The organism is Thalassotalea sp. PS06, from assembly GCF_007197775.1.
In the GTDB taxonomy this organism is placed as follows: Bacteria; Pseudomonadota; Gammaproteobacteria; order Enterobacterales; family Alteromonadaceae; genus Thalassotalea_A.
On record NZ_CP041638.1, the window covers coordinates 2,202,665 to 2,219,455 of the forward strand.

The 16,791-nt window shown below is 43.5% G+C and carries 12 protein-coding genes; 2 read left to right on the forward strand and 10 right to left on the reverse strand.

Annotated features, from left to right (window positions below):
• The first annotated feature begins 121 nt into the window (after positions 1-121).
• A complete protein-coding gene (locus FNC98_RS09820) occupies positions 122-2,206 on the forward strand; it encodes a M13 family metallopeptidase (protein WP_143581061.1) in 2,085 nt (694 codons plus the stop codon).
• Between the two features lie 122 nt (positions 2,207-2,328).
• On the opposite strand, the gene FNC98_RS09825 is transcribed toward FNC98_RS09820, so the two are convergent.
• Complete coding sequence (locus tag FNC98_RS09825; RefSeq protein WP_143581062.1) at positions 2,329-4,266, reverse strand: S9 family peptidase; 1,938 nt, start codon at positions 4,264-4,266, stop codon at positions 2,329-2,331.
• A 318-nt stretch (positions 4,267-4,584) separates the two neighbouring features.
• Here FNC98_RS09825 and FNC98_RS09830 point away from each other — a divergent pair, with 318 nt between their 5' ends.
• The gene (locus tag FNC98_RS09830) at positions 4,585-4,854 is read left to right on the forward strand and encodes a CBU_0592 family membrane protein (RefSeq protein WP_143581063.1); all 270 of its coding nucleotides are present in this window, start codon (positions 4,585-4,587) and stop codon (positions 4,852-4,854) included.
• 97 nt (positions 4,855-4,951) lie between these two features.
• Here the strand turns inward: FNC98_RS09830 and FNC98_RS09835 are convergent, their stop codons facing one another.
• The 9 genes from FNC98_RS09835 to FNC98_RS09875 all read right to left on the reverse strand — a co-directional run bounded on the left by FNC98_RS09835 (position 4,952) and on the right by FNC98_RS09875 (position 16,765).
• Positions 4,952-5,308, reverse strand: a complete 357-nt coding sequence (locus FNC98_RS09835; protein ID WP_143581064.1) for a hypothetical protein — start codon at positions 5,306-5,308, stop codon at positions 4,952-4,954.
• A gap of 457 nt (positions 5,309-5,765) precedes the next feature.
• Positions 5,766-6,236 (reverse strand): HNH endonuclease, encoded by a 471-nt coding sequence (locus tag FNC98_RS09840; protein WP_143581065.1) that lies wholly within the window; start codon positions 6,234-6,236, stop codon positions 5,766-5,768.
• Between the two features lie 2 nt (positions 6,237-6,238).
• The gene (locus tag FNC98_RS09845) at positions 6,239-7,459 is read right to left on the reverse strand and encodes a phosphoenolpyruvate carboxylase (protein WP_143581066.1); all 1,221 of its coding nucleotides are present in this window, start codon (positions 7,457-7,459) and stop codon (positions 6,239-6,241) included.
• On the reverse strand, positions 7,456-8,091 hold the full coding sequence (locus FNC98_RS09850) for a condensin complex protein MksE (protein ID WP_143581067.1): 636 nt from the start codon (positions 8,089-8,091) through the stop codon (positions 7,456-7,458). Before FNC98_RS09850 ends, FNC98_RS09845 begins: the two co-directional genes overlap by 4 nt.
• Positions 8,088-11,771: an ATP-binding protein gene (locus FNC98_RS09855; protein WP_143581068.1), complete on the reverse strand. Its 3,684-nt coding sequence runs from the start codon at positions 11,769-11,771 to the stop codon at positions 8,088-8,090. Before FNC98_RS09855 ends, FNC98_RS09850 begins: the two co-directional genes overlap by 4 nt.
• A gap of 221 nt (positions 11,772-11,992) precedes the next feature.
• Positions 11,993-12,796 (reverse strand): class D beta-lactamase, encoded by an 804-nt coding sequence (locus FNC98_RS09860; protein WP_185967924.1) that lies wholly within the window; start codon positions 12,794-12,796, stop codon positions 11,993-11,995.
• A gap of 558 nt (positions 12,797-13,354) precedes the next feature.
• Positions 13,355-14,335 (reverse strand): DUF4382 domain-containing protein, encoded by a 981-nt coding sequence (locus FNC98_RS09865; RefSeq protein WP_143581070.1) that lies wholly within the window; start codon positions 14,333-14,335, stop codon positions 13,355-13,357.
• A 283-nt stretch (positions 14,336-14,618) separates the two neighbouring features.
• Complete coding sequence (locus tag FNC98_RS09870) at positions 14,619-15,242, reverse strand: PolC-type DNA polymerase III (protein WP_143581071.1); 624 nt, start codon at positions 15,240-15,242, stop codon at positions 14,619-14,621.
• A 50-nt stretch (positions 15,243-15,292) separates the two neighbouring features.
• On the reverse strand, positions 15,293-16,765 hold the full coding sequence (locus tag FNC98_RS09875; RefSeq protein ID WP_143581072.1) for a sensor histidine kinase: 1,473 nt from the start codon (positions 16,763-16,765) through the stop codon (positions 15,293-15,295).
• Positions 16,766-16,791 lie beyond the last annotated feature (26 nt).

Consider the following 16,791-nt stretch of genomic DNA (forward strand, 5'->3'; position numbering starts at 1 on the left):
GGGTCCTCACGTATGAAAAACCAATCTTTTACGGTGGACTGTACACGATTCCCAATGAAGGATATTCTAAAGCGATAATAACTAAGGGCGGATTTCACCCGCAGTAAAACGAGAACAAATCATGAGAAAGACGTTAATTGCATCGGCTTTGGCCGCAGTGTTTTTAGCAGGTTGTGGTCAGCCCGCTGAAAAAGAACAACAAACACAAGAGAAACCGGAAGCGCAGGAAGTAACTGCACAGCAAGGGAAAGCCGAACTAGGCAATTTTGGTATCGACCTTAGCGCTCGTAACGAGAGCGTTAAACCAGGTGATGATTTCTTTATGTATGCCAGCGGTACCTGGTACGACAATTTTGAAATGCCAGCGGATAAAACCCGTTACGGCGCATTCTCTCTGTTAGCAGAGCGCAGTGACGATCAGGTAAAAGCCATGATCGATGATATCGCCGCTCGCGAAGACCTGAACGCTGAAGAACAGTTAATTGCTGATTTCTACAACTCGTTCATGGATGTCGAAACCCTTAATGCTCTGGGTATCAAGCCTATCGAGCCTCTGCTTAACGATATCTCTGCTATTGAGAATACCGACCAACTTACCAAAGTGTTTGGTAAGTCCTGGCTAAATGGCGTAAGCGCACCTATCGGTGGTGGTATGTGGTTTAATCGCCTTGATCCAAATGAGTATCAAATGTCTGTAGGCGCCAGTGGTTTAGGCCTACCGGATCGTTCTTACTATCTGGAAGAATCTGAGCGTTTCGAAAAAACTCGTCAGGCTTATGTCGCGCACATTGCTGAAATGCTTGCGTTTGCCGGCACAGACAACGCAGCGGAGCGCGCTGAAGCGATTCTTGCTCTGGAAACGAAGATTGCCGAAGGCCACTGGCCACGAGAAAAACGTCGTAACCGCGACTTAACCCTAAACCAAATCGAACGTTCAGAATTAGCCAAAGAGTATCCTGGCTTTAACTGGGATGTTTACTTTGCTGAAACGGGTTATCAGGTTCCACACCTAAACGTAAGCCAACCTGAGCCTATCAAGGCGATGATTGAGCTAATTAACAATGAAGATTTAGCGGTATGGAAAGATTATCTGACTTACCACGCCATTAGCGGCAATGCCTCACTATTATCTGAAGACATTTATAACACTAACTTTGCGTTTTATGGAACCCATTTGAGTGGTCAGCAACAGCCTCGCGATCGCTGGAAGCGTGCTATCAGCCAAATGTCTGGTACAACATCCCTTGGCTTTGCGATTGGTAAAGTTTACGTAGACCGTCATTTCCCAGAATCTTCCAAAGAGCAGATGTCTGAGCTGGTTGAAAATCTTCGCACCGCCCTTGGTCAACGCATCGACAACCTGGATTGGATGGGAGACGAAACCAAAGTTAATGCCCGTGCAAAACTCGCAGCATTCGTTCCTAAAATCGGTTATCCGGATGTATGGCAGTCTTTTGACGGCGTTGAGCTGAGCAATAACGATTTAATGGGTAATGTGACAAACCTGCGTGAATTCTTCCGTGCAGACAGTGCATCTAAAGAATTACAGAAGACTGACCGCAATCGTTGGGGCATGACGCCACAACGCGTTAACGCCTACTACAATGCGTCCTTCAATGAGATTGTGTTCCCTGCGGCAATTTTACAACCACCATTTTTCGATCCAAATGCCGATCCAGCCGTTAACTATGGTGGTATTGGTGCCGTAATTGGTCACGAGATGGGTCATGGTTTTGACGATCAGGGTTCAAAATCTGATGCTAACGGTATCCAGCGTAACTGGTGGACCGAATCGGATCGCGCCGCATTTGAAGCCAAAGCCGATAAACTGGCTGAGCAATATAGCCAGTACGAGCCAATTGAAGGTAACTTTGTAAATGGCCGTAACAGCTTAGGCGAAAACATCGGTGATGTTGGTGGCCTGGCAATGGCTTACCATGCATATAAACTAAGCCTGAATGGTGAAGAAGCGCCAATTATCGACGGTCTTACAGGTGATCAACGTTTCTTCCTGGCCTGGGCTCAGGTTTGGAAAGAAAAGCGCACCGAGCAAAGCATGCTGAACCAGCTTCGTGCCGGTACTCACGCGCCGGGTCGCTACCGTTCACTAGCACCTAGAAACCACGATGCCTGGTATGAAGCGTTTAATGTTCAGGAAGGTGACAAGCTTTACCTTAAGCCTGAAGAGCGTGTTCGTATCTGGTAATTGAAAAACTTGGGGTCAGATCTTGAGTCATGCAGTTTCCTGCAACATTCATGCTCTGCCCCCATTTTCGGACAAAAAAAGGGTCAGCTTAGCGCTGACCCTTTTTATTCAAAGTCTAAAAATTAAAGCTGGTTTGCTGAATTTTTCAGATATCGGTCAAGGAATCTTACGTACGCATTAGATGCCGTAATACGATTCGCTTTCTTTCTAAATCCATGGCCTTCATCTTCAAACAGAACGTATTCCACTGGTACGTTGTTAGCTTCAATTGCAGCAACCATTTCATCACTTTCTACCTGAAGCACACGAGGATCATTTGCTCCCTGTACAACTAACACTGGCTTTTTAATGTTCTCTGCGTGGAATAACGGTGAGATACGACGATGACGCTCGGCATCGGTCGCCGGATCGCCCATTTCATCATAAAGGGCTTTTTTAAACGCTTCCCACCAAGGGGGAATGCTATTTAACGTGCGCACCCAGTTAGTAACACCAAAGATATTAATGCCAACTTCAAACTCATCGGTAAACGCCATACCTGCCATGGTCATATAGCCGCCATAGCTACCGCCGATAATACCAATACGAGTACCATCGACCCAATCCAGAGTCTGCAGGTGCTTTTTACCGTATACGATATCCTGCAAATCCCCTTCCCCATGTTGCTTGTCATCGAGATGATAAAAGGTTTTACCATAACCGGAAGAGCCACGATTATTTACCGCAAAAATGGCATAACCGTTATTAACTAGATGCTGGATCGCGGCGCGATAGCCTTTACGTGACTGACCACCAGGACCACCGTGAACCCAAACCAGAGCGGGTACCTTGTTATCGGCACTCGCCTGCAGCGGTTTGTATAAAAGACCGGGGATTTCTAGACCATCAAAGCTGCTAAACCGCACCACTTCACTCATCACCAAATCTTCCGGCGTCATCGCCGGGTTTAAGGTATCGGTGAGTTTGACGATTTTGTCGCTACCTAAGGTATGGGTATATAGGTTTGATGGCGAGTTATCAGCATTGATATAAAACACCATTTTGATGGAATCGTTAGAGAAGTTAACGCCCGCTAAATCACCCGGCGGTAGCTCAGGCAATTGCACGCTTTCTTTGGTCTTACTATCTAAGATAGTTAACTTGGTTTGGGCATCATCGTTAACCCCAATTACGGTGTATTTGCCGTCTTTGGAGAAGTAAACAAAGCTCACATCCCAGTTGGTCTCATAGAAGAGTTCCGACTCGCCAGATTCAAGGTCATACGCCCAGGCCTGGCTAAATTCACTGTGCTCATCAGTGCCAAAAATCAGTTTGCTAGAATCCGGTGTAAAACCGTAGCTGAAGTATTCGATGTTGCCTTCATGCGGCGTGATGTGAATCGGTGATGCTTCTTCAGCACTCAGATCAATCAGATACAAATCTGAATCTGCCCCAGAAACGGCTTTAGTCAGGCTTAACCAGCGACCATCGCGAGATACATCGCCTACAGACAGTAAATCATCATTCTGAAATACCAATTCACGCTGGTAATCTTTTGAAGAATAACGATATACGTCGAAGGCTTTCGGATCACGCTCATTACTAAACGCGTAGAAATCGCCATTGTCATTCCAACCTAAAAACCCAGCTTTTAAGTTATCACCAGGCGTTAAATCCTTAACACTGCCATCTAACTCGCGAACGTATAAGTGATTTAATTCGTTGCCGCCCTGGTCAGCGGTATAGATAAAACGGTTATCTTCTGGAAACCAGCTAATACCATAAACCGTATCTTTATCAGATTTGGTTAACTGCTCTGGTTCTGAGCCATCCAGCGGATAGCGATAAGCGTTGAAAACACCCGTGGCATCGTTAGAAACCAGCACAGCCGTGCCGTCATGGTTGATTGAAGAGCCAAAGACTGTGGTGGTTGCAAAGAATTCTTCAGCGGTGAAGATTTTGACTTCAGCCTTTGTTTCCGCCCCTGCCGGGGCATCGGTTTCTGATGTTTCAGGAGCCTTGCCACATGCGGCCAGCATTAGCATCGCAGCTACGCTGAGTACACCGGTTTTGATAGACATATCATTCCCTTTAATAATTGGTTTATCGTCAGTTTTTCTACTGCTGAGCCTGAAAAACTCGGTGAAATTTTGCTCAATAGCACTAACATAGCGCGAAAACTTGTTGGAAAACAAGGGGCAGGCATTTGCGCAATTAACGAGGGATCAAATCTTGGCAATAATCGTGTTTCCCTTTTAAACCTTCACGAAAATAGGATAGAATTCAGTTCCTGCCAGAAGGAAAGTCACTTCGTTGATTTGGGCAAGTCTCCAAGGAACCGCGCCAGTTTTATTTAACTAACTCCTAGGGTTAACTATTTAACTTATAACGGTAACTTTATGTCTATATCTCTTATTGCCGACATTATCGGTATGCTTGGCACGGCCTCTGTGGTTTTAGCTTTTTTCCTGATCCAACTAGAAAAGATTAACCCTAAAGGGTTGAAGTACAATTTACTGAATCTGGTCGGCGCAATACTATTGCTGATAAGCCTTTCTATTAATTTCAACTTGGCTAGCTTTGTCATTGAAATATTCTGGATCATGGCGTCATTAGTCGGGATATATAAATATCATCAGAGACAACGTTTAGTTGTGGCTGAACAATAAGCGCTGGGGGTATAAGCTCCTAATCGCTATATTGAGTTATTCAGAGAGTGGATTGGGTGCACACTTTTCAGGTTTATATGCGAGTCTGTATTTCCAATCAGGGCAGCTTTTCCAAGTTACAGGCTACCCGTTCTTGCTCATCAAGACGGCTACATTTTTCATCGGGATATTGATCGAGAAAATCCACAACAACAGCATTGGTTTTAGGGCTTTCAGTATCAAAGTTGAATTGATCACAGTATTCGCCAATACACCTTTGACCCGATTCATAGTTTAATAAGATTAGCCATTTTAGGGTCTTAGGGAGCTGTTTGGGTTCATCAACAGACAATTTATACAAGGCAACTAAATTTCGTGTTTCAGACTCTCTGTCTAACGCTAGTTCGGTTAATTTATTGAAATGAGCGATGGTTTTATTGCCGATATCGATAGAATTAAATGCGGTACCAAACAAAAAGCTGATAATACCAATCCCATTAAATTATTGCTCACTCAGTGAGAATTTAAAGGCTTTTAGACAAGACTTTGATTGCAGAGAATGGTTATTCCATTGTCAAAATCAGTAACGCAGGATAAATGCCTTTAAAACTCACCCGGAGGGAGTTAGTGAGAGGCCCATTTACTGCCCTATATTTCATTAATATAGAATGACTATATCAACGAAATCTATGTTGTAACTGAACCTCTGCTCTAACTCTGAGTTGTGCACAAACTTAATGGGATTGGTATAATACACATTACTGTAACGGCCAACACTAAAACCATTTTTCCCAAAATTCCCTCTATGCTTCGCTAAAGATTTATTGATAAAGAATCCTAACCGATTGATTTAATGAATTAAATTCTTTCTAGAGGTGCATAGTATTTTCTTTGAGTTATTGCTTGGCAAACATACGTAATACATAACAGCCTTAGTCAGGCGAATTACGACTCGTGTTTTGTTTGATTGTCTCATCCAAGTGGCACAAATCACATAGCGTTTCTAAATTACTCGGTGCATAAAGTAAATAAGTTAATTCAACGGAGCGGTTAATTTCTTCAACGCTTATTTTATGATGAACTTCAACAGCGCGCTTTGAATTTTTTTGAGGTCCATTGCCGCACCTGACACACAGATAATTATCTCTTTTTAATACTTCTGCCCGAACCTTTACCCACATACCGTGATTCAGCTTACGGGTTTTGACCTTTGGCTTATATGGCACTTCATGTTGAGCCCGATAAGTTTCAGTTCCTATCTCTGGACCACTAAGCAATACATGTGCCGAGCGGTCCTTACCATGGTTTCCAAACCACTCAAAAATAGCTTTATAAGCTCGATTTAGGCTTTTATAGTTTTTAACTTTGTTGCCATCAATTGAGTGAAAAACCGTTCGAAACATAGTTAACGCAACCCCAACTCAACGTCTTCAATAATAAAGTTACCGTCAAACTTAGGGTGAGCATGACCGATAGGGTCGAGTTCAAAAAACTCTTGCTCATCCTGGTTTAAACCACCAAAGCCGTTAATCACGCCGTAAACCCATACCTCAGGATCATATTCAAGCGATTGTTGTTGATGATATTCCAATGCAGACAGTAACTGGCCAGAGTCGATAACCTGACAAAAGTAACTTTCTACGGCTTCCTTCAAACCATCGGATTCAATATCGATAGATTCGATATCTTCTAGCGAAAATTCCTGCCCTTTACGCAGTTTTTCATTCAATGATTGATTATGTCGAATTTGTTTTAATTGAGAAACGAGCTCCACGTAAACCAGTTCATGCTCGAGATTATTCACATCAATACTGGCCGGTTTAATGATCGCTTTCGCCTGATTAAACAGTACAGGAATTTTCGCCTGTTCACTGTAGTCTTTAACCCTATAGTCAGGCTTTTGTTGCTGATACAGAACAAAACCTTTAAGCAGTTGTGAGCGATGTAGGTACTCTCTGAATTTGCCAAGTAGGTCAATCAGTTTTGCCTGAGCCAGGCTTAATTCCTGACTTATTTCGCTATGGCTGCGTTGCAATTGCACAACCAGCAACCGCCTCAATTCCCGAGAATTGCCGGCAAGGTGGGTTAACTCGTCAAACTGAAACATTTCCAGTTGTTGACGCATTTGCGTAAGCTGACTTTGAGCGAGTTCATTCTCACGAATTTTGGCACTGATTGAGGCGACATAGCCGAACTCGTTGTGAATGCGACGCCACAGATTACGGACGCTGGATTTTAAACTATCCACCAGTGTATAAACCTGCTCTGACAAATCCTCCAGGTAAACCTCTGCATCGCCGTAGGCCTTGTGATGCATACTTTCCTTAAAATGGTTTGTCACCGTTTTGATCGCCGCCAGCTTTGAGCCAATATTGGTATCCAGCTGACGATTTCTCTCATCCCTTAAGCTGTTCTCCAATAATGCACGAACGGTGGAACGCAGCCTAAGGTCTTCCCCGGGTTCCGGGCGCCATAACACACCCAGTTCAATGAGCTTTTCGATAATATTGGGGTCATATTCAAGATCATTAACATGCCCAGATAAATAGGCCTGCATAATAATGTCAGCGTGCTTTGATAGTGCCCGAAGCAGATTAAAACCAGCGCGTTCTAACTGACTACTCAAAGCAGATCTCCTTGCTTGATGGCCAGCTCTGCCTGTTGCTCAAGTCCAAGCTTTTCCGATTCATCAATAAATCGGATCACGTCAAACAAATAATCAATTTTTCCCGTTGCTAAATAGATTTGGTTTTCCGGGTTGGGGCGTAACAGATACCCCGTTTCCACCAATCGTTTAAAAATTTGTTTCAGTTGCGAGTCAACCGCGGAGCTTGTTGAGTTAAACAGGCTGTATCGGGCAATTTTTGCCAGTTGTTCAACAAATGCCGGTGTATCTTCGATAACGGTCTGTAATTCGGTGACACGAATCACCGAACCTTCGGTTAAAGGCGCATTATCTCCTCTTGCTTCCTGAACCAGCACTAGCCATTCAGCCAAGGGCAATAACGAATTAGCAATATCTCGAAATTGTGTCGACAACTGCTTACGCTCTTCAGTATCGATAACTTGGTAAGCACTAAAGTACAAGTTACCATCATTGGCCGTCGCTAGAGTACGATTCATGGTATTGAGCTGACGCTCAATTTCCGCAAAATGTTCGTGGTTTTTCAGATACTGAAATGCAAGTTCGTCACTGGTTTTACAGATGAAACCGCCGCTTAGCAGAACTTCCAGCACTCTTCCTTTTAAAGACATCATGCACTCATCTCCTGCTGTTGTTTTTGCTTAAGGCGTGCTGAGATGGAGTTCACTTTTGGCTGTACCATGCGAAGTTTCTGCTTGCTGGCATTTTTATCAATCAGATAGCGATTTTCAAAAAAGTGCAGCACATCCGACTCGGGGTTTGGAAACGCCCCTAAAACCGAAATATTGTTGGCCTTACAGGCATCAAATATTTTCTTGACGTTTTTATTCGCCAGAGTACCAATTTCGTCAATCGGCCAATGGATGGTGGCCTTAGAATGACCTCGTAGTAATCGGGTAAATGCCAACAGGAACTTACAAAGGATCAGGTAGGCCATACCGTGACTGGACGACTCGTTTAATTGTCTATCGGTACGGATCACAAGGTTTGAACTTCCTTCTTTAAGATGTAGTTCAATATCCAGTAAATGTCCTACACCACTGCTCATTGTTCCTCGGCCAAGGACATCTAATACTTCGCGAATGGTTAGCATATATTCTTCATTCGGTAACGATTCATTGTCATCGTTTAGCCAGTCTTTATGCAGTTTATTAAAACGCAATAACGTAGGCCAGAAGTCAAACTCACTCACTTTAGAGCGGATTTTAACGCTAGAATCACTCACCCCATCAAGAAATAGTTCTTGATCGACTTCTCTGGAAATTCGCTTCGATTGCGATGAAATGCGCTTGTCGATATCAGCAAGAATATTGTAATACTGAGTCAAATCATTGCCGAAGTTCAGACCATTATTGCGAACCCCTTCCAGGTGCTGAGGCACCATCACATTGAGCAGAATATCCAGTTCTTTAACCATTTTCCGACAGTCTAATTTCGACAATCCCTGCTCATTTTCAACCTGACAATCGTTACGAGCCCGCTCCCAGGCTTCCGTCAGACTAATCCCCGACTTTTGTGCAATGGCATTATCAAAGTAGTGCACATATTCATCGACATCGGCTACCGCCTTGCGATGGCGTACGAGTAGATCCTGACCTTCACTGACTCTGGCATTCGCGCTTGCAGTATCAGCAACGTCCACTGCTGTTGGAAGTTTCAGCAAAGCAAACTGCTGTTTCAGGCTATTAATATTGGTTACCAATTCACGCTGTTCATTAAGCGCCTTTTCTAGCTGTTGCAGTTGTTCATTCAGTTGCCCTTTTTGTTGCTTATAGGCCGACTGGCTGTTCTCCAAATTGCGTTGCGCCGCGGCAAGCAGTTCCTTAGCTTTTGACAGCTGTTGTAAATGCGTACTCTTTTTCTTGGTAAATACAACATCGTACCATCGGTCATATTCCCGTACACTGTCACGATGTTTATTGGTTAACTCAATATCATCTTTCAATTGCGCAATGTCCTGTTTGAGCTTGGCAATCAAATCAACATCAACGTCACGCTTTTCAAGCTCATTCTGATACCAGGCTTTTACCGATTTAAGGCCTTCTTTTAACTGCTGGTTGCACAGACCGATTTGCTCGTTGATGCTGTTCAGTTGTTGTTCACTATCACCAATCAATTGCTGCCAATGTAGCTCGTGCTCCATTTTTTCTTGATGGCAGACATCCTTGTGTTCTTCAAGGGCGTTTTGCTTGTTTAGCTCAAGTTTTTCTAACGCTGTTTGCTCGGATTTTAGCGCCTTTTGAATATGTTGTTTGCGTTCCTGCAACGCTTGTTTTTGTTCACTTTTCAGTTGTTGTTTATCTTCCTGAGCGCGAATTCTGTCCTGCTGGATAAACTGGCATTTCGATTGTAAGGTAATAACATCCTGTTCTCTGGCTTTTGTGCTCTCATTGAGCCCTTGCAATTCTGCAGCTATGGCTAAGCGCTGTTGTTGATATTGTTGCAATTCTTCATTAGCTGCTTGTAACTGTTTTTCCAAAGCCGCTTGAGATTGCGCAATATCACTTTCCGCGATGACACTGGTATCTAACAACACCCCGAACATCGAATTTTGAGTTGCAACGCTATCCGCTATTACCGGCGACAAATCCGACCGTGACAACAATTCAGGCGCCAGCAACTTACCAATGTGTTGCTCCCAGCCAGGATGTTCATTTCGCAAAAACTGTAAAAGGGTATTGTCCTGAGGATTTAACCAGGCGTCGATTTGAGCCACGGTCTGCTCAGCGAGTTTTTCTTTTGCTCGGGCTTTATTTAACTTCTCATTCAACGCAATTTGTTGATATTTACATTGCTGCAGTTCTTCCTGAGCCTGCTGCATCTTAGCTCGCAAACTGTCCTCTTCAAGTTGAGCCTGCTCTATAGCCGCTTCTGCCAGCGCCATTTGTTGTTGTTCTTCAGCCGTTGGCCCACTGTGCTCGATTTGCGTTTTCAGGGTTTGCAGCGTTAATCGCCCCTTTTGGATCTGGGTATCAAAATCTTCTAACAGAAGCTTTAAGCGCTGTTCCTGCTGACTAAGCAGAGCCTGTAACGCCGCAGATTCTTGCTTTTGCTTTTCCCGCAATTCAGCCACAACCGCATCTTTTTGTTGTCCTAACTGGTTCAGCTCTCTGCCCTGTTTCTTTTCCAGTTCTGCCAGGCGTTTGTGATAAGCAGCTTCAATATCCTGATGCTCTTCAGTTAACAAAGCATGCTGTTCGCTCATCGACTGCAATTGAGACTGCCAGGCACTGACCTTATCAAGGTTTAATTTATACCGTTCGATATCTTTGTCTTGCCAGGTATTGAATTCATCTTCGATGTTATCAAGATGCTTTTCATTGGTATCGATTTCCGCTTTTGCTTGGGAAATATCGCGATTCAGGTTGTCACGTTGCTGCTCAAAATCCTGTTTGAGTTCGGTTATTTTCGATTTGTATATTTGTTGATCATTTTCCGCCTTGACAACAGACTCTGCCAACATCGAATAGTCATTAGACAGCGATAGTTTCAGTTGCGCTAATCGTTGTTCGGTTTGCTCTAACTGAGAATTAATCTTTTGCAGCTTTTCATATTGCGGCATAAGTTCGTCAAATTGCTGAATCAACGAACATTCTTTAATCCAATCTTCTACCTGAGTTTTAGAAATTTTGCTGGTTGGAGTTTGTACACCATCTTCTTCTAAAATGGCGGCGATCATCGCCTTAATGGTTTCCATTTTCCCTTCTTTAGAGTGGACGGCTTTTATTAACTTTTCGATATGGCGTAGCTTCGCATCGCTTTCACACAAGCTAAATAACCTGGCCGCATTGACGAGATCACGTTTTGAAGCGGTCGCGTTCATCATCGCTCGATCATTTTGAATTACCGCACGAAACTCTTTGGTATTTAGTCCTTTGGTCACGTTGTTACCCTGACGCTTAGCGGCCTTAACAACTTCATTGATTGCAATAGAGCGTTTGCCAGCCATGTCATCGGCGATAAAGTCGTCAACTACAAACTCTTTGTCGATAAATCGATAAACCACACCAGTAACTGACGAGGTAAGTACCGCCATACAGGTGGTGCCATCAACCCGCTGGTATTCGTATATGATAAAACTGGACTCGCGCGGCAGGTACCAGGTCTGGAAATTATCCCGGGTTGCAGGTACCACTTTATTTGGCGACTCACCAAAGAAAACCGGTAAAAGCCTTTGTAATGTTGTTTTACCGGAGGCGTTGGTACCACAAATATTAGTGTGGCCATCGACTTTAAGCTCGACCATACCCGGAAGGTGAGTATCGATCAGAATGATTCGTTGTAATCCAGACATACGAATGAAAGGTCCCTGTTATTAGCTGTCAGTTTTGAGGGAAAACTGCAGTGAAATTATTCCAAAACCGGCAGTTTCGCAAACGGTGTTGAATTTAGCGCTAACAGCTAGTGTATCGGTTGTTTACGTGGGATTCAACGCTATTTGTCGGGCCATTATCATCGATTGAGTTTGATTGTTCGAAGCTTGAACAAACTTGTTTTTATCAAGTTTCAACCTTGTTAAATAATCCCTAACTCTTTCAATTCAGTGCGAACCGTTTCCACTCTCACCTTTTGCACATCGGCGAAGGTTTTCGCATCCATATTAAAAGCAAAGTAAAAAACCTTATTCCCTTTTACCACATAACCCACATACCATCCCAAAGCTTTGCCTTTCTCAAGCTGACCACCACCAGTTTTGGCATAAAGCTGATATTCAGGTGTTTGTTCTACCAACATGATGTCCTTGAATTTCTTGTAGGTATCATCCGCTAGTCCAAGCTTCTGGCGTTGTAACTTTTGCAAAAACTCGATTTGTTCTTTGGCGCTAATGGTAATGCTTTCGTTTAACCAAAAGGTATCAATACCTGAGGATATATCTTGATTACCATAAGCAAACTGCTGCAAATAATTTTTCATTACTGGCGCCGATATTTTGGTGGCAATTTCCTGATAAATGGGCACCGCAGAATTTTGGAAGGCATCACGGATAACCAAGGGTTCTTTGTACCAGGTTTCCGGCCACCAGCTTTGAATTGGATAGTCTTTTTGATCAAAGGTAAGCTTTTGTTGCAGGCTGCTAACCACGCCAGTATCTAAGGCAATTAAGGTATTCGGAATTTTAAACGTGGAGAATGGTGTTAATCGCTTCTCTGCCCGCTCAGGATTGTGCTCGAGAATCGATTGGTTGTCGTCGGTAACGACCAACATAGTGCAGGATTGCCCGCAAGTATCTATCGATGTGGCAAACGCGGATTGGGAAATAGCAAAGCTGATAATTATTGTGCTGGCTAGGGTAAAGCTAAGAGAAATAAATTTGCGCATAGATGATTTGTATCGTTTTTTACAACAAGTTAACATCAAAACTCGCGCCGATAAATGGTTATAAACGCCTGTAACCAGCCGAACTGTACAATTTTTAAGCGAAAATTACATTTGGTTAACGGCAATGCAACGCCAATTTGATTATTATTATCACCGTTAACTTTTCATAGTTTTCTTCCTTAAAGTTTATAGCGCCCATTGGGCGCTTATTTTTTATTACATGGAGGTACGTATGCCCGGAGAGCAGGACGCGGTACGGGTATATTTGATAGAACATTTCATCGAATAAGAGTCAACTTCCAAAACTTCAACCCCATAAAAATCAATGCGTTAACCACTTTAAGTCGTTGACTATGTACCCATATAATCGACACTACTCCTTATCAACAGCAACCATTAAAGTTCCCATGATCAAATTTGATGTATTTGGCACCTAACCATATAAAACCATTAGCAATTTATTTTTCTTAATTGACTCTGACCTTCATTAAATTTGGCCATAAAAAAAAGGCCGTGAGGGTGTACCTCGCGGCCTTTAAAAGATATCGCTAAGGGAGATTAGTTGCCGGCAAAATCCGCAACCGTTGTTTCATCAACCATAATTGATACGTTTCGCTGTTCAACAAACGTTAGCTCGTCATCCATCTCTGGATCGTCTACAGTGTCACAACTTAACGCTAAGGTGTAATCGCCAGCTAATAAGAAACCAATCTCGTATTCATACATGCTAGTGTCTTCATTGTAAAATACGCCTGCACTGGCAAGTGGCTGAGTTTCACCTTCAACATCGTTTGCGGTGTTGTCGCCCAATTCAGTTTGGTCTGCGCCGTTATAAATATAAACACTTGCCGCTGGCAGTGATGTGTCTTCAGGTGGCGTTTGCGTACAATCGTAACCAAGCTCTGCAACCGTACCTTCTAAGTGACCAATTTCATTGTTATCAACTAAACGAACACCACGAGGTTTAACAAAGTAGTTATCCTGGCCAACAGGATCTGTCATGCCTTTACGAAGATCAAATTCTAACGTGAAGCTTACATTACCGCCCTGCGCTACGGTAAAACCATCTAGTTTTAACTCGTTAGATGGAACAACAACATCAATTTTCTGCTCTGGAGAGATTTCATTGCCAACTTCATCGTACACGGCATCTTTAATTGCAAACGAGCCTTCACTTAAAACAAAGCGCATTTGATTATACTTGCCCGCTTCGATTTCAATGTTATTAATCAAAGTAAGCGCATCATCACCGGTGTAATCGAGTAAATTGATACCAACGCTATTCACCGCATCTGGACAAACGCTGTTAGCGTTAATCATTTCCGGATGTTCACCAACGATAAATTCTGTTTTGCCACCTTCACCGTTTAACTCTACGCGGTTAAAACACAAGGTAACATTGCTAACACCATTTACCGGTGCATCACTGATCGCTAGAGAAAACGTAGCAGGGTCATCAGAGTCGCTGCCACAACCAGCTAAAGATAAAGAAGCCGAAAGTGCTACGGCCAGGGCGATTTTGGTTTTAGAGAAAAACATAGTTTTGCCTTTTATTATTCTACCGTTACCGCAAGTTGATTGGTTTAGCTCGGGTAACGTAATTGCACATCTTCTGTTCACCAGTATGGTATCTTGAGCGATAACAAACCATGCAAGCAGAGAAACTTTCGGGGCAAGATTAGTTCACTTTAAATGACATCTTCTGTTGATGTCAAAAACTTTTATGTGACTATTTGTACGTTGATTCTAAGTCGAACAGTCTGCTTAAATAACCAGCAAACGAATTGCATTTGTTAAGTTATTTATAATATTTCAGCATCGGTTACGAGAGGAATCTTCTCGCTTTGAGTTGCCAGTCGCGTTTTGAAGCCTTGCTGATGCATTGCATTAAATCAAAGTCGATATCATCAATGGCAAGGTTGGTCCTGACTTCCTCTAACAATGAAACCCAAAGCTTGGCGGTCATTTGTGCATCGAATAACGCACGGTGAAAATCGCCAGATTCATTGAGGTTTTTGTAGGAAACTAAAGTGCCAAGGCGGTGATTTGGGGCTTCACTAAATACCCGTCTTGAGGTTAACAGGCTGCAGGCAAACTGCCCACGGTAGTCTCGATTGATTAGTGAGAATTCACTGTCGAGAAACTTTTTATCAAACGATGCATTGTGAGCCAGCAGATTATCATCCCCGAGGAATTGCCAGAACGCTTCCATCACTTCGCCGTTCGGTGCCGCATCAGCGAGCATGGTATTGGTGATACCTGTGTATTGCTCGATAAAACTATTTACCCGACGCCCAGGGTTCATTAGCGCCTGAAAGGTTTCTACAGGCTGGCCTTTTCTCAGTCGCACCGCACCGATTTCGATGGCTCTGTCGCCATTATCGGGCGACAATCCTGTGGTCTCGAAATCCAGTACAACCAGATCATCGGCAAAAATATCCGTCATTAATTCCACTTCTTTTCAATACTGACTACACGCTCAGGACTACAGCTTACCTAAGCTCGGCGTAAATTGAAAAAGAAACGTGTTCCTTGCCCTAATTCACTGGAGACGCGAATATCGGTTTTGAGGATTTCCAGCAGTCGTTTGCATATTGTTAAGCCCAAACCATTGTGCTTTTTACAATCTTCCGATGCATTGCTAGCCCGGTATCTGGCATCAAAAATATAAGACAGTTCTTCCTGGCGAATACCTGTGCCATTATCGGATACCGATAGCTGCAGGTGCTGAGCGTCAATTTCTTCAATGCCAAGCTGAATTTCTCCACCTTCAGCAGTATGGCGCAGCGCATTCTCGATGAGATTACTGAGCACCCGTTCGATTTTGGCAATGTCGCAATGTACAGGGAAATGCCCCTGCTCTGGCGCGACAACAATATCTACACCATGTTTTTTTGCTGACAAACGGAATTTCTCCGCCACATCGTATAGCAATTCGGTAAGGTTAAAATATTCAAGAGTTACCGACACCTGACCGGCTTCTAAATGCGCCAGCTCAAATAATTGATCCACCAGGCAATTAAGCTGGCGAGCGTTCGTTAATGCGGTATTTAAAAAGCTCTTTTGCTGTTCCTCCGACAATGAATCTCGCAAACTCAAAGTCTCAATATAGCCCTGCATATTCGCCAACGGGGTTCGTAAATCATGGGAGATATGGGTAATCAGCTCTCTGCGCGTTTTATCATTTTCATTCAAGGCTTCAAATTGACGATTTATCTTGGCAACCATCTGGTTAAACAAAAAGCCCAGTTGATTAACTTCGTTGTTATCATTTTCAGGCCAGGGGTACATCGATTGTTTGTCCAGTTCGAAACCAGAATCGCGAAACGATTTCATTTCCCGGGCAAGGCGACGCATGGGATAGGTAAAGTAGCGGAATAATCCCAGCATCAGTAGTAACAGCATTGTCAAAGCAATGCCAAGAAATACCAGATACACCAGCATTTCCCGACTAGTATGGGTTTGATTCAATATGGTTTCATAACGCTCGCCAGCGACAATCACGTACAGGTATCCTTGCAAATCAGCGCCCCTGAATACCGGTGCGGCGGAGAAGATTTTTTGGCGATTCGGATGCCGGGGATCGTCACCGAAAATTGGCAACGCTGCCTGATTGCGGGTTAAAAGGTTAATCGGTAAAACATCAATGCTTTTGCGGCGAATGCGCGACTCATCAGCAGAGTGAGTCAGAATATTGCCGTCAGGATCCACAAAGTAAAATTCAAATGCTGGCCCCAATACCATTAGGGTATGAAACAGGTTTTGCAGGGCTTTATAGTCATATTCGCCTTGTTGCAAGAGTGGATTATCTCTGGCCAAATTAGCCGCTAAAGACAAATGTAATCGTTGTTGCGCTTCAAATCGCATCTGCGTTTGTAACTTATCGCTCCAGACGTAAAAGCCGAGGGCGATTACCACAAACAATGCAATCAAACTAAAAGACAGACGCTGATATAACGATAGTTTCATTAGCGATCCCGCATTACCCAAAGTCC

What these genes read in the sequence shown, in the direction of transcription:
- FNC98_RS09820 (WP_143581061.1), top strand. Translation starts at nt 122, where the DNA reads ATGAGAAAGACGTTAATTGCATCGGCTTTGGCCGCAGTGTTTTTAGCA.
- FNC98_RS09825 (WP_143581062.1), bottom strand. Translation starts at nt 4,266, where the DNA reads ATGTCTATCAAAACCGGTGTACTCAGCGTAGCTGCGATGCTAATGCTG.
- FNC98_RS09830 (WP_143581063.1), top strand. Translation starts at nt 4,585, where the DNA reads ATGTCTATATCTCTTATTGCCGACATTATCGGTATGCTTGGCACGGCC.
- FNC98_RS09840 (WP_143581065.1), bottom strand. Translation starts at nt 6,236, where the DNA reads ATGTTTCGAACGGTTTTTCACTCAATTGATGGCAACAAAGTTAAAAAC.
- FNC98_RS09850 (WP_143581067.1), bottom strand. Translation starts at nt 8,091, where the DNA reads ATGATGTCTTTAAAAGGAAGAGTGCTGGAAGTTCTGCTAAGCGGCGGT.
- FNC98_RS09855 (WP_143581068.1), bottom strand. Translation starts at nt 11,771, where the DNA reads ATGTCTGGATTACAACGAATCATTCTGATCGATACTCACCTTCCGGGT.
- FNC98_RS09860 (WP_185967924.1), bottom strand. Translation starts at nt 12,796, where the DNA reads ATGCGCAAATTTATTTCTCTTAGCTTTACCCTAGCCAGCACAATAATT.
- FNC98_RS09865 (WP_143581070.1), bottom strand. Translation starts at nt 14,335, where the DNA reads ATGTTTTTCTCTAAAACCAAAATCGCCCTGGCCGTAGCACTTTCGGCT.
- FNC98_RS09870 (WP_143581071.1), bottom strand. Translation starts at nt 15,242, where the DNA reads ATGACGGATATTTTTGCCGATGATCTGGTTGTACTGGATTTCGAGACC.
- FNC98_RS09875 (WP_143581072.1), bottom strand. Translation starts at nt 16,765, where the DNA reads ATGAAACTATCGTTATATCAGCGTCTGTCTTTTAGTTTGATTGCATTG.